Raw genomic sequence first — 21821 nt, 5'->3', positions numbered from 1 at the left:
GCCGAGTCACAGCCTGGGCGGGAACGAGAACGGGGCCCGTGGGCCCCGTTGTCATGACGCGGTGGATCAGTCGATCCGCAGGACCTTGGCGAGGACGATCTTCGGGCCCTTCATCTTCTTGACGATGATGCGCAGGCCTTCGGTCTCCAGCACTTCTTCCTCTTCGGGAACCCGGTTGAGGCTGTCGTAGATCAGCCCGGCGAGGGTGTCGGCTTCGACATGGTCGAGGTCGATGCCGAGCAGGCGCTCGACCTTGAACAGCGGGGTGTCGCCGCGCACCAGCAGCTTGCCGGGCTGGTAGGCGAGCACGCCGCGCTCGGTCTTGCGGTGTTCGTCCTGGATGTCGCCGACCAGCACTTCGAGCACGTCTTCCATGGTCAGGAAGCCGACCACCTTGCCGTCGGCCTCTTCGACCAGGGCGAAGTGCGCGCCGCCCTGGCGGAACTGCTCCAGCAGGCGCGGCAGCGGCATGTGCTTGCTGACGCGTTCCACCGGGCGGGTGAGTTCGGCGAGGTCGAAGGACTCGGGCAGGCTGTCCAGAGCGGACAGGGCCAGGAGCAGATCCTTGATGTGCAGGACGCCGATGAACTCGCCCTTGCGGTCGTCGTAGACCGGGTAGCGGCTGTACTTGTGGCGGCGGATGACGCCGAGGATGTCGGACAGCGGGGCATCGTGCTCCAGGTAGATCAGGTCTTCCCGGGAGTTGGCCCAGTCCACCACTTCCAGCTCGCCCATCTCGACGGCGGAGGCGAGCACGCGCATGTCCTGGTCGCTGGGGTCGCGGGCGCGGCTGGAGTGGAGGATCAGCTTGAGCTCGTCACGGCTGTAGTGGTGCTCGTGGTGCGGGCCGGGCTCGCCCTGGCCGGCGATGCGCAGGATGGTGTTGGCGCTGGCGTTGAGCAGCCAGATGGCCGGGTACATGAGCCAGTAGAAGAGGTACAGCGGCACCGCGGTCCACAGCGACAGCAGCTCGGGCTTGCGGATGGCCCAGGACTTGGGCGCCAGCTCGCCGACCACGATGTGCAGGTAGGAAATGACGAAGAAGGCGGCGAAGAAGGAGATGCCGTGGAGCAGTTTCTCCGACTCCACGCCGACGGCGCTGAGCAGCGGGCCGAGCAGGTGGGCGAAGGCCGGCTCGCCGACCCAGCCGAGGCCGAGGGAGGCCAGGGTGATGCCCAGCTGGCAGGCGGAGAGGTAGGCGTCCAGCTGGTTGTGCACGGTGCGCAGGATGCCGCCGCGCCAGCCGTGCTGGTCGGCGATGGATTCCACGCGGGTGGCGCGCAGCTTGACCATGGCGAACTCGGCGGCAACGAAAAAGCCGTTGAGCAGCACGAGGAAGAGGGCGAACAGGACGAGGCCGAAATCGGCGAAATAGCTGGAGAAGGTGGAGCTTGTGGAAGGGTCCATTAGGGGTCAGGGCTGGCGAATGATCGGCTAAGGGTGAAGGCTGGGCCTTGAGTTTGCAAGCGGGCGGAAGGCCCCGGGAGCATGGGGCCCCGGGGGCGCCGTGATGCCTGTCTCAGCGCTCGCCGGCCACCTGTGCGGGGGGGAAATGGCAGGTGAAGGTGCTGCCGTGGTTGAGCACGGAGCTGATGTCCAGGCGGGCGCGGTGGCGGATCAGCACGTGCTTGACGATGGCCAGGCCCAGGCCGGTGCCGCCGGTGTTGCTGGCGCGGCTGGAGTCGACCCGGTAGAAGCGCTCGGTCAGGCGCGGCAGGTGCTTGGCTTCGATGCCGATGCCGGAGTCCTGCACGGCCAGGTGCGCGCCCAGTTCGTCGCCCCACCAGCGGATGCGGATGTCGCCGCCGTCGGGGGTGTACTTCACGGCGTTGAACACCAGGTTGGAGAAGGCGCTGCGCAGTTCGGCCTCGCTGCCGCGCAGGCGCACGCCGGCGTCGGCCTCCAGTTCGATGCGGTGCTGGCGGCTGCCGGACAGGGCGAGGGCGTCGTGGCGGATGCTCTGCAGCAGGGCCTCGACCTCCACCGGCTGGTTGTCGGAGGGGTAGTCGGTGGCTTCCAGCTTGGCCAGCAGCAGCAGGTCGTTGAGCAGGTTCTGCATGCGCCCGGCCTGCTGGTGCATCTGTTGCAGGGCGCGGCCCCAGCGCGGGTTCACGTCGTCGACGTTGTCCAGCAGGGTCTCCAGGTAGCCGGCGATCACCGTCAGCGGGGTGCGCAGCTCGTGGGAGACGTTGGCGACGAAGTCCTTGCGCATCTGCTCCAGCTGGTGGAGCCGGGTGATGTCGCGCACCAGCATCAGGTGCTCGCGGTTGCCGTACTGGGTGATGTGGAACTGCAGGCGCAGGCGGTCGTTGACCGGTGAGGGCAGTTCGAGGGCCTCGCGGTAGTTCTCCTGCTCGAAGTACTCCTTGAAGCGCGGGTGGCGCACCAGGTTGGTGACCGGCTGGCCGCTGTCCTGGGGGGTCTTGAGGCCCAGCAGGTTTTCGGCGGCGCGGTTCCACCAGTCGAGGTTGCCTTCGCTGTCGAGCATCACCACGGCGTCCTTGAGGGCGGCGGTGGACTCCTGCACGCGGTCGATCACCGCCTGCAGGCGCCCGCGCACGCGCTGGTCGCGGCGTTGCAGGTGGTAGATGCTGTCGAACACTTCGCCCCACAGGCCGTAGCCGTCCGGCGGTGGCTCGTCGGGTTTGTGCTCCTTGAGCCATTTGTGCAGGCGCAGCAGCTGGCTGAGGGTCCAGCCGAGGTAGGCGCCCAGGCCGATCGCCAAGGCCCAGCCGTATTCACCGGAGATGAAGCCGGCGAGGAGGCAGGCACCGAGCAGGAGGATCAAACGGCGGATTACGGCACGGCGCCAGTCCTGGTTCAACGGTCGCGTCCTTGTACGGCGAGGGCTCTAGCCCTTGGTGGAGAAACGATAGCCGGTGCCGCGCACCGTCTGCACCAGGTTCTCGTAGGCGTCGCCCAGGGCCTTGCGCAGGCGGCGGATGTGCACGTCCACGGTGCGTTCCTCGACGTAGACGTTGCCGCCCCAGACCTGGTCCAGCAGCTGGCCGCGGGTGTAGGCGCGCTCCTGGTGGGTCATGAAGAACTGCAGCAGGCGGTATTCGGTGGGGCCCATCTCGGCCGGCTTGCCGTCGATGGTGACGCGGTGGCTGATGGGGTCCAGCAGCAGGCCGCCGATCTCGATGGGGGCTTCGCTGTCGGTGGGGCCGGCACGGCGCAGCACGGCCTTGAGGCGGGCCACCAGTTCGCGGGGCGAGAAGGGCTTGGTGATGTAGTCGTCGGCGCCGACTTCCAGGCCCTGGATCTTGTTGTCCTCCTCACCCTTGGCGGTGAGCATGATGATCGGGATGTCGCTGGTCAGGTCGTCGCGCTTCAGGCGCCGGGCCAGTTCGATGCCGGAGGTGCCGGGGAGCATCCAGTCCAGCAGGATCAGGTCGGGCTTGCGGTCGATGATGCTGGCGTGGGCCTGCTGGGTGTTCTCCGCCTCCAGGCACTCGTAGCCGGCCATTTCCAGGGCCACCGCGATCATTTCGCGGATCGGTGCTTCGTCGTCGACGATCAGGATGTTCTTGCCAACCATGTATCCGCCTCGGGTCGCTGGTTCTGAGGGTTTGCGCGCATTAGATAACGGAATTATTGCAGTGATATGACACGGCCGTGGCGGAGACGACGGCCGTGCCGGGCGCGTGCTCAGCGCAGGGCGTAGTCGGCCACCACGCCGATGAAGATCGCCAGGCCCGCCCAGTGGTTGTGCAGGAAGGCCTTGAAGCAGGCCTGCGGGTCGCGGTCGCGGGTGCTGTGGAATTCCCAGGCGAAGCAGGCCAGGGCACCGAGCAGGCCGAGGTGGAAGTACAGGCCCAGTTCGAAGCGGCTGCCGGCCAGCAGCAGACACAGCAGGGCGAGGCCCTGGAGGGTGGCGATGATCGCCCGGTCGGCGTCGCCGAAGAGGATGGCGGTGGACTTGATGCCGATCTTCAGGTCGTCCTCGCGGTCGGTCATGGCGTAGTAGGTGTCGTAGGCCACGGTCCACAGCAGATTGGCGATGTAGATCAGCCAGGCGGTGGCCGGCAGTTCGCCGGTGGCGGCGGTGAAGGCCATGGGGATGCCCCAGGAGTAGGCGGCGCCCAGCACCACCTGGGGGTAGAAGGTGTAGCGCTTCATGAAGGGGTAGCAGGCGGCCAGGGCCACGGCGCCGAAGGACAGCCAGACGGTGGTGGCGTTGGTCAGCAGCACCAGGCCGAAGGCGATGGCCAGCAGCACGGCGAAGAACACCAGGGCTTCCTTCGGGCGGATGGCGCCGGTGGCCAGGGGGCGGGCGTGGGTGCGGGCGACGTGGCCGTCGAAGTTGCGGTCGGCGTAGTCGTTGATGGCGCAGCCGGCGGCGCGCATGACGGCGACGCCGAGGACGAAGACCAGCACGTTCTTCAGGCTGGGGTGGCCGTCGGCGGCGATCCACACGGCCCAGAGGGTGGGCCAGAGCAGCAGGTAGACGCCGATGGGACGGTCGAGCCGGGCGAGCTGGACGAAGTCCCAGGCACGCGGGTGCAGGCGGTTGAGCGATCGCAGGAACTGGATGTACATCGGGGGCCTCCGCTGGACGTGCGGCGGATTATACGGCCTCGATTCCGGCCTGCCGCCACAGCGTGGGGAGGAATATCTCGGCCACCAGCACGCCCAGCCCGTCGCGGCGGAAGCAGGAGCGGCGGCCCCAGAGGCGTTCCTCGCGCACGTCGGCCGGCAGCAGCGACGCCGGGTAGCGGGTGACTTCGATGGCGCCGCGGGCGAAGGCGCGGTCGCTGAACAGCAGCTCGCCGAGGGAGCGGCCGCCGAGGTCGGCCAGGGCCAGGCCGGAGCCTTCCAGGGCCTTGCGGGCGGCGACGCTGCGGGCGAAGACCCAGGGTTCGCCATGGCCGCGCAGGTACACCTCGCGCACCCAGCCCTGGCTGCCGTCGGGCACGCCGAGGGCCTGGCATTCGTCGCTGCGCAGCACCTGCCAGGCTTCGTGGAGCGGGGTGACGCTGAAGGCGCCCTGGGCCTGTGCGGTGAGGCGGCGGGTCAGCGACCCCTGGTCGAACAGCCAGTCGCGCACCTCGGCAGCGGGCGCGGGGTGCAGCTGCTGGGCGCTGAGCCAGCGGGGCGGGTGGACGAGGACGGCGTTCGACACGATGGACCTGCGGGGGGGCTTGGGCGGCGCGGGAGTGTAGCACGCAGCCCGGCGCGCTCCGGACGGGCCCGGTTGTCACAGGGCGGTGGTCGGCGGGCGTCTTGGCGCTGCCCGGCGATTGGGTTAGGTTGCGCGCGCAACCGTGAGTTTCCCGAGGCAGATATGAAGAAATGGCAATGCGTGGTCTGCGGACTGATCTATGACGAAGCCCAGGGCTGGCCGGACGACGGCATCGCCCCCGGTACCCGCTGGGAAGACGTGCCGGCCGACTGGCTGTGCCCGGATTGCGGCGTGGGCAAGCTGGACTTCGAGATGATCGAGATCGGCTGATCCTCCCGGGCCCCCGCGTTCTGCGTGGGGCCCTGTTTCTCTCCCTCCCCGTTCCTGATACCCCTGGTCACGCCCCAACCTCCGTCGGGGCGCGCGGCTGCCTGCTTGGCGAGCGCGGGCGGTTTGGAGTAGGTTCGGCCGATCGTTCCCGCTGGGGTGGAGGTGCGTGTGCGCAAGTGGCAATGCGTGGTGTGCGGCTTCATTTATGACGAGGCCCTGGGGCTGCCCGAGGAGGGCATCGCCCCCGGTACGCGCTGGGAGGATGTCCCGGCGGATTGGGTCTGCCCTGATTGCGGGGTGGGCAAGGTGGACTTCGAGATGATCGAGATCCGCTGAGTCCTGGTGGTTTTCTGAGCGACGGCCTGCGGGCCGTCGCGTCGTTTTTCGTCCTAGGAGTGAGTGATGAGTGCACCTGTGGTGATCGTCGGGACCGGCCTGGCCGGCTACAACCTGGCCAAGGAGTTTCGCAAGCTGGACGGCGAGACGCCGCTGTTGCTGATCAGTGCCGACGACGGCCGCTCCTATTCCAAGCCGATGCTGTCCACCGGCTTTGGCAAGAACAAGGACGCCGACGGCCTGGCGATGGCCGAGGCCGGCGCCATGGCCGAGCAGCTGAAGGCGGAGATCCGCACCCACACCCGCATCACCGGCATCGACCCGGGGCACCGGCAGATCTGGATCGGCGAGGAGGCCGTGGCCTACCGCGACCTGGTGCTGGCCTGGGGCGCCGAGGTGATCCGTGTACCGGTGGAGGGCGATGCGGGGGACGCGGTGTTCCCCATCAATGACCTGGAAGACTATGCGCGCTTCCGCGCAGCGGCCGCCGGCAAGCGCCGGGTGCTGATCCTCGGCGCCGGGCTGATCGGCTGCGAGTTCGCCAACGACCTGACCCTGGGCGGCTACGAGGTGGAGGTCGTCGCCCCCTGCGAGCAGGTCATGCCCGGCCTGCTCCACCCGGCGGCGGCCGGTGCCGTGCAGGCGGGGCTGGAGGCCATCGGCGCGCGCTTCCACCTGGGGCCGGTGCTCGCCAGCCTGAACCACGCTGGCGAGGCGCTGGAGGCGCACCTCTCCGACGGCACCCACCTCAGCTGCGACCTGGTGGTCTCCGCCGTGGGCCTGCGTCCGCGCACCGCCCTGGCAGCGGCTGCGGGCCTGGACGTGAACCGCGGCGTGGTGGTGGATCGCGAGCTGCGCACCTCCCACTCGAACATCTACGCGCTGGGGGATTGCGCGGAAGTGGACGGCATCAACCTGCTCTACGTGATGCCGCTGATGGCCAGCGCCCGGGCCCTGGCGCAGACCCTGGCCGGCACGCCGACGGCGGTCAGCTACGGGCCGATGCCGGTGACGGTGAAGACCCCGGCCTGCCCGCTGGTGGTCTCGCCGCCGCCCCGTGGCCTGGACGGCGAATGGACGGTGGAAGGGGCCGGCGCGGACATCAAGGCGCTCTGCCGCGATGCCTCCGGGCGCCTGCTGGGCTATGCGCTCACCGGCGCGGCGGTGCAGGAGAAGCTCGCGCTGAACCGTGAACTGCCGCCGGTCTTGGCATGAACGGCCGGCCTTCTGTCGGATCCGCCCTCGGCTTGTAGGTCAAAACTGTCGGACAACACTGGCGCGGGCCTTTGTGGCATGCCATCCTCCCCGAGGTCTGCCGCAGCGCAGAGCTGTTGCGGCGCCTTGGGCGCTGTTCTGGATGAACAGCACGGACACAAAAACAACAAACCGTCACAGAGGCATCTATGCGTAAACCGGAACTCGCCGCCGCCATCGCCGAGAAGGCCGATCTCACCAAGGATCAGGCCAATCGTGTTCTCAACGCCGTTCTCGAAGAAATCACCAACGCGCTGCACCGCAAGGACAGCGTGACCCTGGTCGGTTTCGGCACCTTCGTGCAGCGCCACCGTGGTGCTCGCACCGGCAAGAACCCGCAGACCGGCCAACCGGTCAAGATCAAGGCCAGCAACACCGTGGCCTTCAAGCCGGGCAAATCCCTCAGGGACTCGATCAACTAAGGACAGTGTTCCCGGGGCCCCCAGCCGGCCCCGGGAGCGTTTCAACCCATCTCCAGGCTGGGCTGTAGTCCCGCTCGCAAACCGCTACAATGCGCGCCCGTTCCCCTTCCGACCGAGGCGCTCGCCGATGAAATTCCGACTCCTGCTCTGGGTCCTGGGCCGCATGATGGCCAAGGCCAGCCGTGACAATGCCGCCTTCCGCGAGCAACTGGCCGGCAAGGACCTGGTGTTCCAGCTGCATACCCTCGATGGCAAGGTGGCCCGTCACTTCGTGGTCAAGGACCAGCGCGTCACCAGCAAGCGCGGCGTGGCGGCTTCGCCGGCCTTCGCCATCGGCTTCAAGGATGGCGCCTACGGGTTCGCCACCATGAACGCCAAGAACAAGCAGCTGGCCTTCATGCAGGGCATCCAGAACAAGGACATCCAGATCCAGGGCAACCCGGCGCTGGTGCTGTGGTTCCAGGGCCTGACCAAGCATCTGGTGCCGAAGAAGAAGCCCGCCGACAAGCAGGCGGCCTGAGCCCCTCCGCTGGTGAGCCTCCAGGCGTTTCGCTAGGCTGAACAGGCGCGTTCCGCGAGGCGCGCGCCCGCGTCGTCCTGATGGAAGCCTGCCCATGCGAGTCCTGATCGCCCTGCCCCTGCTGCTCGCCAGCGCCGCTGCCTTCGCAGCCCCCACACCCCCTGCCCCCGCCCAGCTGGACCGTGCCTTCGAACTGGCCGGCGTGCGCCTGCTCTGCGAGCAGAGCGGCACGCTGTTGCAGCGGGGCGCCCCCGAGTCTTATCAGAAGCAGCTGGCCAGCGCCTTTGCCGCCGAGGCGGTGTGCGCCGACCTGGCGGCGGCCGTGGCCCCTCGGCTGGAGGCGGCGCAGCTGGCCGAGGTCGAGCAGGCGCTGGACAGCGAGCTGGCCCGGCGCTTCACCGCCGCCGAGCGCGAGGTGGACGACGGGCTGGTGGATTACCGCAAGCAACTGGCCGACAAGCCGCCCCGGGCCGACCGCGTGGAGCTGGTGCACCGCCTGGACCGCGCGGCCCGCACCACCGACCTGGCGGCCCTGCTGCGCTACGAGGTGGGCAAGACCCTGGCGCTGCTCAGCCTGCGCCAGCGAGGCGAGCGCATCAGCGAGCCGGCCCTGGCCCAGCAGACCGCCCAGCAGGCCGAGGGCATCCACGCCAGCAGCGTCCAGGCGGTGGAGTCCTTCATGCTCTATGCCTACCGGCAGATGCCCAGCGAGCAGGTCCAGGCCTATGCCGAACTCTACGAGCGGCCGGCCGTGAAGCGCCTGCTGGATGCGAGCCTGGAGGCCCTGCCCGGGGTCTTCGCCAAGCGCCGGGCGTTGCTCAAGTAGCCGGCGGTTCCGCGCGCAACAAAAAGGGCCCCGAGGGGCCCTTTTTCGTGATGCAGATGGCTCAGTGGTTGAACTGGGAGGCGAGCTCGCGCAGCGCGGCTTCGGCTTCGAGCACCTTGTTCACGGCGTCGTCGGCCTTCTCCCGGGACAGGCCCAGGCGCTCGAACAGCTCGTCCGGCAGGGCGATCTGCGGGCCCATGCCGATGCCCCGCTGGCGCAGCAGGCCGACGGCCAGGGTGACCAGGTTGGGGTAGGCGTGGTTGGCGCCGTCGTAGTTCGGGTCATGCTGGAAGCGCAGGGCGGCGGAGAGCTCCTCGGGCATGTCCCAGAAGCGCATCAGCCAGCTGCCGATCTGCTCGCGGGTGATGCCCAGCAGATGCTGCTCGATGTAGCTGTGGGGCAGGTGCGGGTTCACTTCCAGGTGCCGGCAGATCAGCGAGAAGTGCGGCGGGAAGACGTGGGCCAGGACCAGGTAGCCGAAGTTGTGCAGCAGGCCGCCGAGGTAGGTGAGGCCGGCCTCCGGGCGCTGGGCACGGGGGATGGCGCGGGTCAGGCCTTCGATCACGGCGGCGGTGTAGACCGCCTGCTGCCAGTAGGGCGTGGCCTGCTGGGGCTGGTCCTTGGGCAGGCTCAGGGTCTTGCCCAGAGCCAGGCCGAGGGCCAGGTTGATCACCAGGTCGAAGCCCAGCACGCGGACGATGGCGTCCTCCACCGAGCGGATCTTGCCCGGCGCGGCGTAGTACGGCGAGGCGGCCCAGCTCACCACCTGGGCGGCCAGGGCCGGGTCGGTCTCCACCACGCCGGTGATGTCGTCGACGGTGGCATTGGGGTCGACCCGCAGCTTGATGATCTTCTGCGCGGTTTCCGGCAGCGGCGGGATCTCGATGGTTTCCTCGAGGCGCTGCTGGATGCGTCGGGCGGTGAAGGCCTGGACGGCCTGGCTGATCTCGGCGCGGTCGTCGTCCGGGCGGTCGAGGTTCAGGCGGATGCCCTCCAGCGGCTCGCCGAAGCGGGCGGCGCTGGCCTTGCTGAGCAACTGGCGGTACTGCTCGGTGGGGATCTCCAGCACCAGGCCGGTGTGCCCGGAGTCGATCAGCAGCGAGGGTTCCTGCAGCAGGCGCTCGTCGTACAGGCACGGCGAGCTGGTCAGCGGCGGCAGGGCCGGCAGGGTGTTCAGGTCGTGCTTGCCGAGCATGCGCTCGAAGCGCTCGGGCTTGATGGTGACCAGCTTGCGGCCGGTGAGCTCGGCGAGGCGGTTCAGGTCCAGCAGCTGGCTGCGCGGGTAGAGCACCAGCAGGGCGCCGACGGCATCCTCCAGAAGCACCGCCTGGACCCGGCGCTCGGCCGGCAGGTCGGGCGTGTCGGCGCGGACCTGGCTGGCGATGCCCAGCTTGTCCAGCAGTTGCAGGATCACGTCGGGTGCGTGGGGTTCCTGGTCCGGGGCGAATGCGACTTCGGTCATGGCGTTATCCGGCTTCAAAGCGACTGCCCGGAGTATAACGAGCAGCCATCAGGACTGATGGGTCAGGCGACCGGCGCACTGTGCGCTGGATCACACTTGCCCGTATTGCTGGCCGTGTCTCAGCCAGCGCTCCAACAACGGACTCACATGCTGCGGCCAACGTTCCATCAGGGCCAGGGCGGCGTCGCGCACGGCCGGCAGCAGGTCGGCATCGCGCATCAGGTCGGCCACCTTGAACTGCAGCAGGCCGGTCTGGCGGGTGCCGAGCATCTCGCCGGGGCCGCGCAGTTCCAGGTCCTTCTCGGCGATGACGAAGCCGTCGCAGGTCTCGCGCATGATGCCCAGGCGCTCGCGGCCCAGCTGCGACAGCGGCGGGTGGTAGAGCAGCACGCAGTGGCTGGCGGCGCTGCCCCGGCCGACGCGCCCGCGCAGCTGGTGCAACTGAGCCAGGCCGAGGCGCTCGGGGTTCTCGATGATCATCAGGCTGGCGTTGGGGACGTCAACGCCCACCTCGATCACGGTGGTGGCCACCAGCAGCTGCAGTTCGCCGCGCTTGAAGGCGTCCATCACGGCGGCCTTCTCGGGGGCCTTCATGCGCCCGTGGATCAGGCCGACGCGCAGGTCGCCGAGGGCCAGGGAGAGTTCCTCGTAGGTGGTCTCGGCGGCCTGGCAGGTCAGCTCCTCGGACTCCTCGATCAGGGTGCAGACCCAGTAGGCCTGGCGCCCTTCATGGCAGGCGGCGCGTACGCGTTCGATGACTTCCTCGCGGCGGTTGTCGGCCACCAGCACGGTGTTCACCGGCGTCCGTCCGGGGGGCAGCTCGTCGAGGATGGAGGTGTCCAGGTCGGCGTAGGCGCTCATGGCCAGGGTCCGCGGGATGGGGGTGGCGGTCATGATCAGCTGGTGCGGGCTGAGGCGGCCGTCGATGCCCTTGCGGCGCAGGGCCAGGCGTTGCTGCACGCCGAAGCGGTGCTGTTCGTCGATGATCACCAGGGCCAGGCGGCGGTAGGTCACTTCGTCCTGGAACAGCGCGTGGGTGCCGACCACCATCGGGGCGCCGGCAGCGATGCGTTCGAGGGCGGCGGCACGGGCCTTGCCCTTGAGCTTGCCGGCGAGCCAGGCGACTTCGATGCCCAGCGGCTCCAGCCATTTGCTGAAGTTGAGGTAGTGCTGCTCGGCGAGGATCTCGGTGGGGGCCATCAGCGCCACCTGGTAGCCGGCCTCCAGGGCCTGCAGGGCGGCCAGGGCGGCGACCACGGTCTTGCCGGCGCCGACGTCGCCCTGCACCAGGCGCAGCATGGGCTCGGGCTGGGCGAGGTCGTAGGCGATCTCGGCGGCGACGCGCTGCTGGGCGCCGGTGGGCTGGAAGCCCAGGTTGGCCAGGTAGCGACGGGGCAGGTCCTTGGCCGGGGGTAACTGCGGTGCGGCCTGGGCCCGTTGCTGTTCGCGCAGGCGTTGCAGGGAAAGCTGGTGGGTGAGCAGTTCCTCGAAGGCGAGGCGGTGCTGGGCCCAGTGGCGGCCTTCGGCGAGCTCTTCGAGGTCGGCATCCGGCGGCGGCCGGTGCAGGTAGCGGATGGCTTCGTCCAGCGGGCCGAGGCGGTAGTCGCGCGCCAGTTCGTCCGGCAGCCAGTCGGGCAGGCTGTGGGGGCCGAGGCGTGCCAGGGCGAGCTGGCTGAGGTTGCGCAGGCGTTGCTGGGTCAGCCCTTCGGTGGTCGGGTAGATGGGTGTGAGGGTCTGTTCCACCGGCGGCGGCTCGTCGCCGTTCAGGGCGCGGTACTCGGGGTGGTAGATCTCCAGGCCGGAGGCACCGGGGCGGACCTCGCCGTAGCAGCGCAGCTGGGTGCCACGCTTGAGGCCGTCCCGCTGGGCGTTGCTGAAGTGGTAGAAGCGCAGGCTCAGCGAGCCGCTGCCGTCATGCAGGCGCACCAGCAGGCTGCGGCGCTTGCCCATGACCACATCGGCGCCGGTCACCTGGCCTTCGATCACGGCATCCTGGCCGGGGCGCAGGGCGCCGATGGGCACCACGCGGGTGCGGTCCTGGTAGCGCAGCGGCAGGTGGAAGAGGATGTCCTGGAGGTTCTCCAGGCCGACCCGGGCGAGCTTTTCGGCCAGCGCCTCGCCCACCCCCTTGAGCGCGGTGACCGGGACCTGTGCCAGTTCGGTCATGTGGCGCTGGGTTCGCCTTCAGCCTGGGGGCGGGCGACCGAGCAGAGGCGGATGGAGTCGGCCAGCACTTCGATGGCGCGGGGGCGCGGGAAGCTGGCGCGCCAGGCGATGGCCACGGTGCGGAACGGCACCGGCGGGGTCAGCGGGCGGACCTCGATGACGCCGGGGGCGTAGTGGTGGCTGTCGACGGCGGAGAACGGCAGGATCGAGACGCCCAGGCCGGAGGCGACCATGTGGCGGATGGTCTCCAGGGAGCTGGATTCCACGGTGGTGTGGCGGGCGGTTTCCTCGCTGCCCTTGCGCAGGGTCGGGCAGGCTTCCAGCACCTGGTCGCGGAAGCAGTGGCCCTCGCCGAGCAGCAGCAGGCTCTTGTCGTTGAGCAGCTCGCTGTCGATGGTCTTCTTCGCCGTCCAGGGGTGGTCGGCGGGCAGCAGCACGTAGAAGGGCTCGTCGTAGAGCGGCTTGGTCAGCACGTCGGCTTCGGCGAACGGCAGGGCGATGATGATCGCGTCCAGCTCGCCGGTGCGCAGCTTGTCGCGCAGGACGTGGGTAAAGTTCTCTTCGATGTACAGCGGCATCTGCGGGGCGACCCGGTGCAGCTGGGGAATCAGGTGCGGGAACAGGTAGGGGCCGACGGTGTAGATGGCGCCGAGCTTGAGCGGGGCGGCCAGCTGGTTCTTGCCGGCCTGGGCCAGCTCGCGGATGCCCTGGGCCTGTTCGAGGACCTTCTGGGCCTGGGTGACGATGCCCTCACCGACCGGCGTCAGGCGCACGGCGCTCTTGCTGCGCTCGAAGATCAGTACGCCCAGTTCGTCCTCGAGCTTCTTCACCCCGACGGAGAGGGTCGGCTGGCTCACGTGGCAACGTTCGGCGGCACGCCCAAAATGCTGTTCCTGGGCGAGGGTGACGATGTAGCGCAGTTCGGTGAGGGTCATAGCGATTTTCCATTGAAGAGGCGCAAGCATAGCGGCTGCAGTCAATGGAACCAACCGCTGTGCCGCCCCGGGCGGGGCGGCGGTCGCTCAGCGGCGATCCTTGCGCAGGGAGTAGACGAAGGGGGCCGTCACTTCCCGTGCGCCGTTGACCAGGATCTCCGGCGGCGGCGGGGGCAGCGGCTGGGCGCGGCGGATCATTTCCAGTGTGGCGCGGTCCAGCGAGGCGCTGCCGGACTTGCCGGTGAGGGTGTAGGCCAGGACCTTGCCTTCGGCGTCCACCGTGAAGCTCAGGCGGTTGACGCCTTCGATGTTGCGACGGCGGGCGTCCTCCGGGTAGCGCTTGTACTTGGCCAGGTGCGCCAGCAGCTTGCTCTGCCAGGTTTCGCGGGCCTGGGTCATGGCGCTGGCCATGCTCTCCTGCTGGGCGGCGGGCTTGGCGTCGCTGGGCGGTGCCGGCGGCGTGGGTGCGGCCACCTGCTCCTTGGGCGACTCCTGCTCCTGGGGCTTCTGCTCGGGCTTGGGCTCCGGGGGCTTGGGCTTCGGCGGTTTCGGCTTGGGTTTGGGCTTCGGCGCGATGGCGATGGTCGGCTTGGGCGCTTCGGCCAGCTTCGGCAACGGCTCGGGCTCCGGCTCCACCTGGGGCGGTGGCGGCGGGGCGGGTGGCGGCGTGGGGGCCGGCAGCGGTTCGAGCTGCACCATCATGGCCGGCGGCGGCAGCTCGATGGGCTCGGCGCTGACCTTCCAGAACAGGGCCCAGCAGAACAGGGCGACGTGCAGGCCGAGCACCACCAGCAGGCTGATGGCCCAGGACAGGTTTCGCTTTGCCTGGCTCATCTAGTTCCCGACCGTCTCGAGTCCCACCAGGCCGATCTTCAGGTAGCCGGCGCCGCGCAGGGCGTCCATCACTTCCATCAGCCGGCCATAGTCCACCGCCTTGTCGCCACGGACGAAGATGGTCTTTTCCTTGTCGCCGCCGGTGCGCTGGTCGAGCACGGCAGCCAGTTGCGCCTGGTTCACCGGGTCGTTGTCCAGGAACAGGCTCTTGTCTTCCTTGATGCTCAGGTAGATGGGCTTGTCCGGGCGTGGCGCGGGCTTGGCGGTGGAGGCTGGCAGGTCGACCTTGATGTCCACCGTGGCCAGGGGCGCCGCGACCATGAAGATGATCAGCAGCACCAGCATGACGTCGATGAATGGGGTGACGTTGATCTCGTGGCTTTCCTGGAGATCGTCACCGCCTTCGTTCAGATGCAGTCCCATGGATCAGCCCACTTTGACCATGTGCGGGGCCGGCGCGCGGTCGGCCGGCGGGTGGTCCAGGTCACGGCTGACCAGCAGCAGGACCTGGGCGGAGGCGTCCGCGACCTGGGCCTTGTAGCCGGTGATGGAACGGGCGAAGACGTTGTAGATGACCACGGCGGGGATGGCCGCGACCAGGCCCATGGCGGTAGCCAGCAGGGCTTCGGCGATGCCGGGGGCGACCACGGCGAGGTTGGTGGTCTGGGATTTGGCGATGCCGATGAAGCTGTTCATGATGCCCCACACGGTGCCGAACAGGCCGACGAAGGGCGCGGTGGAGCCGATGGTGGCGAGCACGCCGGTGCCCATGCTCATCTTGCGGCCGCTGGCGGCGACGAGGCGCTCCAGGCGGAAGCTGACGCGTTCCTTGATGCCGTCCTTCTCGCGGGTGTTGGTCGAGAGCTTCAGCTCGTCGAGGGCGTCCTGCACCAGCACCTGGGACAGGTTGTTCGGGGCGGCGGTCTTGTCGGCGGCTTCCGGCAGGTTGCGCGCGGCCTTCAGGGCCACCAGCTCGCGGCGCAGGCGGCGCTTGGCACCGAGCAGCTCGATGCTCTTGGCCAGCCAGATGGTCCAGGTGAGGATCGAGGCGAGCACCAGGCCGATCATCACGCCTTTCACCACGATGTCGGCGTTCTGGTACATGCCCCAGGGCGACAGGTCGTGGGCCGGCAGGCCTTCTTCGACGGCTTCGGGCGCGGTACCGGCCAGGGCGGCGGCGAGGTCGTTGCCCAGGTTCAGGCCCTGGTCGATGGCGGCGAGGGTCTTGTCGATCTCTTCCGGGGCAACGCCCTGTGCCTGCAGCGTCTGGCGGGCGGTGTCGCGGATCTGCTCCGGGGTGGCCTGGGGGCCGAGGGCCTGGAGCGTGCTCAGCAGTTCGGCGTTGGCCGGTGCGGCGGGCGCGCTGGCGATCGGCTGTGCACCTTCGGTCGGCGCGGTAGCGCTCGGCGTTGCGGCTGGCTGGGCGCTGGCCGTAGCGGCAGCTGGTGCAGTGGGCTCTTCGGCGAAGGCTGCGCCGGCGGGCAGCAGGGCCAGGCCGAACAGGAGCGCCGCCAGGGGGCGGGCGCGACGGGAGAACGAAGCGGGCTGGGCGTTGGGTGCAATAGGTTTCATGGCCGGACCTGAAGGTTAATTGCGGTTTCGCCCGCCGTTGAGGAGCCGTCGCGGACAAAGGTGGAGCATTATTGCAAGTAATTCTTGTTTGTAAAAGTGATAATGTAACCCCTCTGCCGCGATCCGGACGGACGCGCGCGATTTCGCATCACCCCGCCCCAGTCCTTGTTCTCAGCACTTTTACGGAGACGCTCCCATGTCCGAATCCCCGCGTTTGCTCATTGCCGGCTGTGGCGATGTAGGCAGCCGACTGGCCCTGAGGATGTTGGCTGAAGGCTGGCGGGTCCACGGCCTGCGGCGAAATGTCTCGGCGCTGCCGGCGGGCGTGCTGCCCATCGCGGGTGACCTGGAGCGCGCCGAGCGGCCGGTCGACTGGCCGACGGACGCGCTCGATGCGGTGGTGTTCTGCGTGGCGGCGAGCCGCCATGACGAGGAAGGCTATCGCGCGGCCTACGTCGAGGGCCTGCGCCACGTGCTGGCCTGGTTGCGCGAGAGCGGGCAGCAGCCCCGGCGCCTGCTGTTCGTCTCCAGCAGCGGCGTCTACGGGCAGCGCGATGGCGAGTGGATCGACGAAGACGCCCCCGCCGAGGCGGATGGCTATTCGGGTCGCGTCATGCGCGAGGCCGAGCAGCTGGCGCTGGACAGCGGCCTGCCGGCCACCCTGGTGCGCCTGACCGGGCTCTACGGGCCGGGCCGCGAGTGGCTGCTGAACCAGGTGCGCATGGGTTACCGGGTGGCGAGCGAGCCGCCGCTCTACGGCAACCGCATTCACGTGGACGATGCCGCTGGCCTGCTGGCCCACCTGCTGCGTGTTGAACAGGCCGGGACGCCGCTGGCGTCCTGCTACCTGGGCGTGGACGATGCGCCGGCACCGCTTGATGAGGTGGTGGCCTGGCTGCGCGAGCGCCTGGGGGTGACGCACTGGTCGGAGTCCTCCACCGTGCGTCGGGCCGGCAGCAAGCGCTGCAGCAATGCCCGGGCCCGGGCGTTGGGTTGGGAGCCGCAGTACCCCAGCTTCCGCGAGGGCTACGCGGCGATCCTCAAGGACGCCTGAGGTGGATGCCAACCGGCTGCTGGCCAAGGCCTGGCTGCCTGGGGTCGAGCTGTTCCATGCCGACTTCTCCGGCCAGCCCTTTGGTCGTCACAGCCACGATGCCTTCGCCATCGGTGCCATCCTGCATGGCGTAGGCGGCTACCAGTGCCGGGGTGCGCGGCATGCCCTGCCCGCCGGCACCCTGTCGCTGATGAACCCGGAGGAGCCTCACACGGGACACGCCGAGTCGCCTCGGCTGGTGTACCGGATGCTCTACGTGGAAGAAGCCCGCCTGCCGGCCCTGCTCGGGCGCAAGGCCCTGCCACGGGGGTTTGGCGCGCTCAACCCGGGCGATGACGGTGCCGTGGCCCAGGCCTTGGCACGCCTGGCCGGGGAGTTCGAGCGAGGCGACGCACTGGCGCTGGAAAGCGAGCTGCTGGAGCTGCTGGAGCTGGTGTTCGTGCGTCATGGGGGGCTGCGCCCCACGGGCATCGGTGCGCGCGACGGCGGGGTGACCGCCCAGTTGCGCGATTACCTGGAGTCGCACTACCGCGAGGCAGTGAGCCTGGAGCACCTGGCCAGCCTGCTGCAGCGCCATCCACGCCACCTGATCGAGGCGTTCCGCCGTGCCTACGGAGTGCCGCCCCACACCTACCAGCTGCAGCGCCGGGTGCGCGAGGCGAAGCAGCGGCTGCTGGCAGGCGAACCCTTGGCGAGTCTGGCGCTGGAGCTGGGGTTCTACGACCAGGCGCACTTCTCCAGCACCTTCCGCCGTTTCACCGGGGTGACGCCTGGCCGTTTCCGCCGCGAGGCGCTGCGCTGACGGGCGCCCTGCCCGACCCGACTTTCTTCCAATACGCGAGCACCGGGCCCTGGCGAGACTCCACCGCCTTGCCGTGGAGGTCATATGCTCGCTCTGTTCCTGCTGGTCGCCAGCACCCACTTCGCTGCCCTGCTGTCGCCCGGTCCGGATTTCTTCCTCTTGCTTCGCGCGGGGCTCACCCGTGGGCGCCTGCACGCCGCCGGCTGTGCCTGGGGCATCGCGTTGGCGAACCTGGCGAGCATGCTGCTGGTATTGCTGGCGCTGAGCCTGCTGCCTGCGGAGGGCTGCTGGGTGTGGCGCGCCCTGCAGCTGCTGGGTGGGGGCTACTTCCTGTGGCTGGGCGCTCAGGCCTTGATGGCGCGGCGCCGGCTCGACCTGCCCGAAGCCAGCGCGGAAGCGGGTCTTGGCTCCTGGCGAAGGGGCGTGCTGGAAGGGTTGCTGGCCAGCAGCGTCAATCCGAAGTTGCCGATCTTCTATGCCGGGCTGTTCGGGGTGCTGCGCTCGGCGCAGATGCCCGACTGGGGCCTGGCCCTGTGCATGGCCTGGATGACCCTGGTGGTGCTGGGCTGGGACCTGGGGCTGGTGCGCCTGGTGTCACACCGCCGCTGGCAGGCCTGGCTGCAACGGCGGGTGGTGGCGCTGGATCGGCTGTGTGGCGGGCTGCTGGCGTTGCTGGGGGGCTGGCTGGTGGTCGGGGCTTTCTAGCCGCTGCCGGGCTTTACTGGCGCTCCAGCACCCAGGCGCGCTTGCCGGGGTAGTACTCGGGCATCTCGTCGATCTGGGCGCGGTTGCCGGTCTCTAGGATCTCCAGGCGGTTGCCGTCGTGGACGAAGATCCAGGGTGCGCCCTGGTCACCGAGTTGCAGCCACATGCTGTCGTTCTCGCCGCTCATGGCGGCGCAGTCGCCAGCCAGGCAGAGGGCGAAGCGGTCGGCGCCGGGTAGCCCTTCCAGGCGACCGTCGGGGTGGAACAGTACCAGGCCGCCCTGCCCCGTGCCTTCGAGGATCTTCCAGGTGCCGCCGAGGTAGGTCTTGTAGAGGGCGTACTCGAAGCTGCTGCCTTCCGGTGCGCCGTCGGCGGCGGGTTCGGCCGGGCGTACGAAGTGCTGTTCGGGGAAGTTCTCGCTGGCTTCCTGGATCAGCTGGCGCCCCTTGAGGTTCAGGTGCTCGTGGTAGTCGTCGCCGTAGAAGTCCACCTGCCAGCGGCCCTTGCCCTGGGGGACCAGGCGGCCCTCGCCCAGTTCGAAGCCGTTGCTGTAGTTGGCGGTCCCGGCGTGGGTGTCGAGGCTCCACTCCAGGTTGGGGCCGTAGGCGAGCAGGGCCTCGCGCAACTTGCCTTCACGGGCGGCTTCGTCGATGGCGGTCTGGTTGATCCAGACGCCGCTGGGGTCGCTGGGCGTGCCGGCACAACCGGCCAGCAGGGCGGCGCAGATGAGGAGGATGAGGGCTTGGCGCATGGCGGGGTTCCTTCCTTTGGCCGGGTGCAGCGGGCAAGGCAGCCCGCTGCGGCCATCGGGTTTACTCGAGGACCAGGATGGCGTCCATCTCGACCTGAGAGCCACGGGGCAGCGCGGCCACGCCGATGGCGGCGCGGGCCGGATAGGGCTGCTCGAAGTAGCGGCCCATCACTTCATTGACCTTGGCGAAGTGGGACAGGTCGGTGAGGAAGATGTTGAGTTTGACGATGTCCTTGAAGGAGCCACCGGCGGCTTCGGCGACGGCCTTCAGGTTCTCGAACACCTGGACGGTCTGGGCTTCGAAGCCTTCCACCAGTTCCATGGTCTTGGGATCGAGGGGGATCTGCCCGGACATGTAGACGGTGTTGCCGGCCTTGATCGCCTGGGAGTAGGTGCCGATGGCGGCGGGAGCCTTGTCGCTGTTGATCACGGTCTTGCTCATGGAAACTCCTTGTACAGGTGAAAGCACCCCGGGCTGTGCCCGGATGGGCGCGGTTGGAGACGGGCCTGGCCATGGGCGGGTGTGCCCGGGCGGCCTCGCCTCCGTGGGTTCAGCGGGCCGTCAGGCGCGCACCCGGGTGATGCGGATCACCCCCTTGAGGGCGCGCAGTTTCTTGATGACCCGGGCCAGGTGCACGCGGTCGTGCACGCTGATCACCAGCTGGACGACGCTGATGCGGCCATCGCGCTCGTCCATGCCGATCTTCTCGATGTTGCCGTCGGCGGCGTTGACGCTGCTGGCCAGCAGGGCGATCAGGCCGCGCTGGTGTTCCAGCTCGACGCGCAGCTCGACGTTGAATTCGCCGGTGACGTCCTTGGCCCAGGAGAGTTGCACGCACTTCTCCGGGTTGTGGCGGATGTCGCCGATGTTCTTGCAGCTTTCCAGGTGCACCACCATGCCGCGGCCGGCGGAGAGGTGGCCGACGATGGGGTCGCCGGGGATCGGCGTGCAGCACTTGGCGTAGCTGAGCACCAGGCCTTCGGTGCCACGGATCGCCAGCGGGCCCTCGGGGCTGGGCAGCTGTTCGCCATCGCTGGCCAGCAGGCGGCGGGCCACGACGTAGGCCATGCGGTTGCCGAGGCCGATGTCTTCCAGCAGGTCTTCCAGCACTTCCAGGCGGTATTCGCCGAGGACGGCCTGGATGCGCTCGGGGGTGATCTTGTCGAGGCTGCTTTCGAAGCCGGCCAGCACCTTGTTCAGCAGGCGTTCGCCGAGGTTGATGGACTCGGAGCGGCGCTGCAGCTTGAGGGCGTGGCGGATGTGGGTGCGGGCCTTGCCGGTGACCACGAAGTTGAGCCAGGCCGGGTTGGGCCGTGCGCCGGGGGCGGTGACGATCTCCACCGTCTCGCCGCTCTGCAGCGGCTCGGACAGGGGCGCCAGGCGGCGGTTGATGCGGCAGGCGATGCAGGTGTTGCCGACGTCGGTGTGGACCGCGTAGGCGAAGTCGACCGCGGTGGAGCCCTTGGGCAGCTCCATGATGCGGCCCTTGGGCGTGAAGACGTAGACCTCGTCGGGGAACAGGTCGATCTTCACGCTCTCGATGAATTCGAGGGAGTTGCCGGCACGTTGCTGCAGTTCCAGCACGCCCTTGACCCATTGGCGCGCGCGGGCGTGGGTGCCCTTGGGCTGGTCGTCCTCGGCGGACTTGTACAGCCAGTGGGCGGCGATGCCGTTGTTGGCCATCTCTTCCATTTCGCGGGTGCGGATCTGGATCTCGATGGGCACGCCGTGCATGCCGAACAGGGTGGTGTGAAGGGACTGGTAGCCATTGGCCTTGGGAATGGCGATGTAGTCCTTGAAGCGACCGGGCAGCGGTTTGTACAGGTTGTGCACGGCGCCGAGCACGCGGTAGCAGGTGTCCACCTTGTCGACGATGATGCGGAAGGCGTAGACGTCCATGATCTCGTTGAACGCCCGGCGCTTGCCGCGCATCTTCTTGTAGATGCTGTAGAGGTGCTTCTCGCGGCCGATCACCTCGCCTTCCATGCCTTCGCGGGCGAGGCAATGGGTGAGGGATTCCTCGATCTTGGCGACGATTTCCTTGCGGTTGCCCCGGGCCCGGCGGACGGCGGCGCGGATGCGCTCGGAGCGCATGGGGTGCATGGCCTTGAAGCCGAGGTCCTCGAATTCCACGCGCATGCTGTGCATGCCCAGCCGGTTGGCGATGGGGGCGTAGATTTCCAGGGTTTCCTTGGCGATGCGGCGGCGCTTTTCGCCGGAGAGCACTTCCAGGGTGCGCATGTTGTGCAGGCGGTCGGCCAGCTTGACCAGGATCACGCGGATGTCGCGGGCCATGGCCATGGCCATCTTCTGGAAGTTCTCGGCCTGGGCCTCGGCCTTGGACTCGAAGTTCATCTGGGTCAGCTTGCTGACCCCGTCCACCAGCTCGGCCACAGTGTCGCCGAACTGGGCGGTGAGCGCCTCCTTGGCGATGCCGGTGTCCTCGATCACGTCGTGCAGCATGGCGGCCATCAGGCTCTGATGGTCCATGTGCATGTCGGCGAGGATGTTGGCGACGGCCAGGGGGTGGGTGACGTAGGCCTCGCCGCTGCGGCGACGCTGCCCGTCATGGGCCTGTTCGGCGTAGTAGTACGCCCGGCGGACCAGGTTGACCTGGTCCGGGCCGAGATAGGTCGAGAGCCGTTCGGCGAAGGTTTCTATGCCAGGCAAGGCAGTTCTCCTTTCCGGCTATGGCCTCCCTGCGCCGTGCGACGTCGACCGGGCAT

Annotated in this window: 23 protein-coding genes; 9 read left to right on the top strand and 14 right to left on the bottom strand. The window is 68.7% G+C overall.

All coding sequences use genetic code 11. The annotated features are described in order from the left end of the window. Positions 1-66: 66 nt before the first annotated feature. The 5 genes from FBY21_RS19755 to FBY21_RS19735 all read right to left on the bottom strand — a co-directional run bounded on the left by FBY21_RS19755 (position 67) and on the right by FBY21_RS19735 (position 5125). Positions 67-1407: a hemolysin family protein gene (locus FBY21_RS19755; RefSeq protein ID WP_074966925.1), complete on the bottom strand. Its 1341-nt coding sequence runs from the start codon at positions 1405-1407 to the stop codon at positions 67-69. Between the two features lie 112 nt (positions 1408-1519). Continuing rightward, positions 1520-2824, bottom strand: coding sequence for a phosphate regulon sensor histidine kinase PhoR (gene phoR / locus FBY21_RS19750; RefSeq protein ID WP_044401457.1), 1305 nt, complete (start codon positions 2822-2824; stop codon positions 1520-1522). 27 nt (positions 2825-2851) lie between these two features. Beyond that, positions 2852-3541, bottom strand: a complete 690-nt coding sequence (gene phoB, locus FBY21_RS19745) for a phosphate regulon transcriptional regulator PhoB (protein WP_044401460.1) — start codon at positions 3539-3541, stop codon at positions 2852-2854. 110 nt (positions 3542-3651) lie between these two features. Then, positions 3652-4542, bottom strand: a complete 891-nt coding sequence (gene ubiA, locus FBY21_RS19740) for a 4-hydroxybenzoate octaprenyltransferase (RefSeq protein ID WP_142013101.1) — start codon at positions 4540-4542, stop codon at positions 3652-3654. A 28-nt stretch (positions 4543-4570) separates the two neighbouring features. Next, positions 4571-5125, bottom strand: coding sequence for a chorismate--pyruvate lyase family protein (locus tag FBY21_RS19735; protein ID WP_142013098.1), 555 nt, complete (start codon positions 5123-5125; stop codon positions 4571-4573). A 162-nt stretch (positions 5126-5287) separates the two neighbouring features. Here FBY21_RS19735 and FBY21_RS19730 point away from each other — a divergent pair, with 162 nt between their 5' ends. From FBY21_RS19730 to FBY21_RS19705, 6 genes are all read left to right on the top strand, one after another. Next, a complete protein-coding gene (locus FBY21_RS19730) occupies positions 5288-5455 on the top strand; it encodes a rubredoxin (RefSeq protein WP_044401468.1) in 168 nt (55 codons plus the stop codon). A 168-nt stretch (positions 5456-5623) separates the two neighbouring features. Further along, complete coding sequence (locus FBY21_RS19725) at positions 5624-5791, top strand: rubredoxin (RefSeq protein ID WP_044401471.1); 168 nt, start codon at positions 5624-5626, stop codon at positions 5789-5791. A 66-nt stretch (positions 5792-5857) separates the two neighbouring features. Beyond that, on the top strand, positions 5858-7006 hold the full coding sequence (locus tag FBY21_RS19720) for an NAD(P)/FAD-dependent oxidoreductase (protein WP_142013095.1): 1149 nt from the start codon (positions 5858-5860) through the stop codon (positions 7004-7006). Between the two features lie 188 nt (positions 7007-7194). Continuing rightward, positions 7195-7467, top strand: a complete 273-nt coding sequence (locus tag FBY21_RS19715; protein ID WP_044401477.1) for an HU family DNA-binding protein — start codon at positions 7195-7197, stop codon at positions 7465-7467. A 127-nt stretch (positions 7468-7594) separates the two neighbouring features. Then, on the top strand, positions 7595-7987 hold the full coding sequence (locus FBY21_RS19710) for a helicase (RefSeq protein ID WP_142013093.1): 393 nt from the start codon (positions 7595-7597) through the stop codon (positions 7985-7987). 94 nt (positions 7988-8081) lie between these two features. Further along, positions 8082-8813, top strand: coding sequence for a hypothetical protein (locus FBY21_RS19705; protein WP_142013091.1), 732 nt, complete (start codon positions 8082-8084; stop codon positions 8811-8813). A 61-nt stretch (positions 8814-8874) separates the two neighbouring features. Here FBY21_RS19705 and FBY21_RS19700 read toward each other — a convergent pair whose 3' ends face one another. The 6 genes from FBY21_RS19700 to exbB all read right to left on the bottom strand — a co-directional run bounded on the left by FBY21_RS19700 (position 8875) and on the right by exbB (position 15782). Next, positions 8875-10275 (bottom strand): aminoacyl-tRNA deacylase and HDOD domain-containing protein, encoded by a 1401-nt coding sequence (locus tag FBY21_RS19700; protein ID WP_044401486.1) that lies wholly within the window; start codon positions 10273-10275, stop codon positions 8875-8877. Between the two features lie 90 nt (positions 10276-10365). Continuing rightward, positions 10366-12441 carry an ATP-dependent DNA helicase RecG gene (gene recG, locus FBY21_RS19695; RefSeq protein WP_142013088.1) on the bottom strand — a complete coding sequence of 692 codons (2076 nt, stop codon included), beginning with the start codon at positions 12439-12441 and terminating at the stop codon, positions 10366-10368. After that, a complete protein-coding gene (locus FBY21_RS19690) occupies positions 12438-13376 on the bottom strand; it encodes a hydrogen peroxide-inducible genes activator (protein WP_044401492.1) in 939 nt (312 codons plus the stop codon). The genes recG and FBY21_RS19690 overlap by 4 nt, the downstream gene beginning before the upstream one ends. Before the next feature lie 87 nt (positions 13377-13463). Beyond that, positions 13464-14210, bottom strand: coding sequence for an energy transducer TonB (locus tag FBY21_RS19685; RefSeq protein WP_142013086.1), 747 nt, complete (start codon positions 14208-14210; stop codon positions 13464-13466). Beyond that, a complete protein-coding gene (gene exbD / locus FBY21_RS19680; protein ID WP_044400642.1) occupies positions 14211-14633 on the bottom strand; it encodes a TonB system transport protein ExbD in 423 nt (140 codons plus the stop codon). A gap of 3 nt (positions 14634-14636) precedes the next feature. Next, the gene (exbB, locus tag FBY21_RS19675) at positions 14637-15782 is read right to left on the bottom strand and encodes a tonB-system energizer ExbB (RefSeq protein WP_142013084.1); all 1146 of its coding nucleotides are present in this window, start codon (positions 15780-15782) and stop codon (positions 14637-14639) included. Between the two features lie 196 nt (positions 15783-15978). Between exbB and FBY21_RS19670 the strand changes: the two genes are divergently transcribed. The 3 genes from FBY21_RS19670 to FBY21_RS19660 all read left to right on the top strand — a co-directional run bounded on the left by FBY21_RS19670 (position 15979) and on the right by FBY21_RS19660 (position 18343). After that, entirely contained in the window at positions 15979-16836 is an 858-nt protein-coding gene (locus tag FBY21_RS19670; protein WP_142013081.1) for an NAD-dependent epimerase/dehydratase family protein, read from the top strand. A 1-nt stretch (position 16837) separates the two neighbouring features. Next, positions 16838-17638: an AraC family transcriptional regulator gene (locus FBY21_RS19665; protein ID WP_142013078.1), complete on the top strand. Its 801-nt coding sequence runs from the start codon at positions 16838-16840 to the stop codon at positions 17636-17638. 84 nt (positions 17639-17722) lie between these two features. Then, positions 17723-18343 (top strand): LysE family translocator, encoded by a 621-nt coding sequence (locus FBY21_RS19660; protein WP_142013076.1) that lies wholly within the window; start codon positions 17723-17725, stop codon positions 18341-18343. Between the two features lie 13 nt (positions 18344-18356). On the opposite strand, the gene FBY21_RS19655 is transcribed toward FBY21_RS19660, so the two are convergent. From FBY21_RS19655 to spoT, 3 genes are all read right to left on the bottom strand, one after another. Beyond that, positions 18357-19094 carry a hypothetical protein gene (locus tag FBY21_RS19655; protein ID WP_142013073.1) on the bottom strand — a complete coding sequence of 246 codons (738 nt, stop codon included), beginning with the start codon at positions 19092-19094 and terminating at the stop codon, positions 18357-18359. A gap of 61 nt (positions 19095-19155) precedes the next feature. After that, positions 19156-19536 (bottom strand): RidA family protein, encoded by a 381-nt coding sequence (locus FBY21_RS19650; RefSeq protein WP_044400660.1) that lies wholly within the window; start codon positions 19534-19536, stop codon positions 19156-19158. 120 nt (positions 19537-19656) lie between these two features. Next, positions 19657-21765 carry a bifunctional GTP diphosphokinase/guanosine-3',5'-bis pyrophosphate 3'-pyrophosphohydrolase gene (spoT, locus tag FBY21_RS19645; protein ID WP_044400662.1) on the bottom strand — a complete coding sequence of 703 codons (2109 nt, stop codon included), beginning with the start codon at positions 21763-21765 and terminating at the stop codon, positions 19657-19659. Positions 21766-21821 lie beyond the last annotated feature (56 nt).

It is taken from the genome of Pseudomonas sp. SLBN-26, from assembly GCF_006715895.1.
In the GTDB taxonomy this organism is placed as follows: domain Bacteria; phylum Pseudomonadota; class Gammaproteobacteria; order Pseudomonadales; family Pseudomonadaceae; genus Metapseudomonas; species Metapseudomonas otitidis.
This window is presented reverse-complemented; position numbering and strand designations above follow the sequence as displayed.

Excerpts from the sequence above, each read along its gene's own strand:
- FBY21_RS19755 (WP_074966925.1), bottom strand. The coding sequence starts at position 1,407 with ATGGACCCTTCCACAAGCTCCACCTTCTCCAGCTATTTCGCCGATTTC.
- phoB (WP_044401460.1), bottom strand. The coding sequence starts at position 3,541 with ATGGTTGGCAAGAACATCCTGATCGTCGACGACGAAGCACCGATCCGC.
- ubiA (WP_142013101.1), bottom strand. The coding sequence starts at position 4,542 with ATGTACATCCAGTTCCTGCGATCGCTCAACCGCCTGCACCCGCGTGCC.
- FBY21_RS19730 (WP_044401468.1), top strand. The coding sequence starts at position 5,288 with ATGAAGAAATGGCAATGCGTGGTCTGCGGACTGATCTATGACGAAGCC.
- FBY21_RS19720 (WP_142013095.1), top strand. The coding sequence starts at position 5,858 with ATGAGTGCACCTGTGGTGATCGTCGGGACCGGCCTGGCCGGCTACAAC.
- FBY21_RS19715 (WP_044401477.1), top strand. The coding sequence starts at position 7,195 with ATGCGTAAACCGGAACTCGCCGCCGCCATCGCCGAGAAGGCCGATCTC.
- FBY21_RS19710 (WP_142013093.1), top strand. The coding sequence starts at position 7,595 with ATGAAATTCCGACTCCTGCTCTGGGTCCTGGGCCGCATGATGGCCAAG.
- FBY21_RS19705 (WP_142013091.1), top strand. The coding sequence starts at position 8,082 with ATGCGAGTCCTGATCGCCCTGCCCCTGCTGCTCGCCAGCGCCGCTGCC.
- FBY21_RS19700 (WP_044401486.1), bottom strand. The coding sequence starts at position 10,275 with ATGACCGAAGTCGCATTCGCCCCGGACCAGGAACCCCACGCACCCGAC.
- recG (WP_142013088.1), bottom strand. The coding sequence starts at position 12,441 with ATGACCGAACTGGCACAGGTCCCGGTCACCGCGCTCAAGGGGGTGGGC.
- FBY21_RS19690 (WP_044401492.1), bottom strand. The coding sequence starts at position 13,376 with ATGACCCTCACCGAACTGCGCTACATCGTCACCCTCGCCCAGGAACAG.
- FBY21_RS19685 (WP_142013086.1), bottom strand. The coding sequence starts at position 14,210 with ATGAGCCAGGCAAAGCGAAACCTGTCCTGGGCCATCAGCCTGCTGGTG.
- exbD (WP_044400642.1), bottom strand. The coding sequence starts at position 14,633 with ATGGGACTGCATCTGAACGAAGGCGGTGACGATCTCCAGGAAAGCCAC.
- exbB (WP_142013084.1), bottom strand. The coding sequence starts at position 15,782 with ATGAAACCTATTGCACCCAACGCCCAGCCCGCTTCGTTCTCCCGTCGC.
- FBY21_RS19670 (WP_142013081.1), top strand. The coding sequence starts at position 15,979 with ATGTCCGAATCCCCGCGTTTGCTCATTGCCGGCTGTGGCGATGTAGGC.
- FBY21_RS19660 (WP_142013076.1), top strand. The coding sequence starts at position 17,723 with ATGCTCGCTCTGTTCCTGCTGGTCGCCAGCACCCACTTCGCTGCCCTG.
- FBY21_RS19655 (WP_142013073.1), bottom strand. The coding sequence starts at position 19,094 with ATGCGCCAAGCCCTCATCCTCCTCATCTGCGCCGCCCTGCTGGCCGGT.
- FBY21_RS19650 (WP_044400660.1), bottom strand. The coding sequence starts at position 19,536 with ATGAGCAAGACCGTGATCAACAGCGACAAGGCTCCCGCCGCCATCGGC.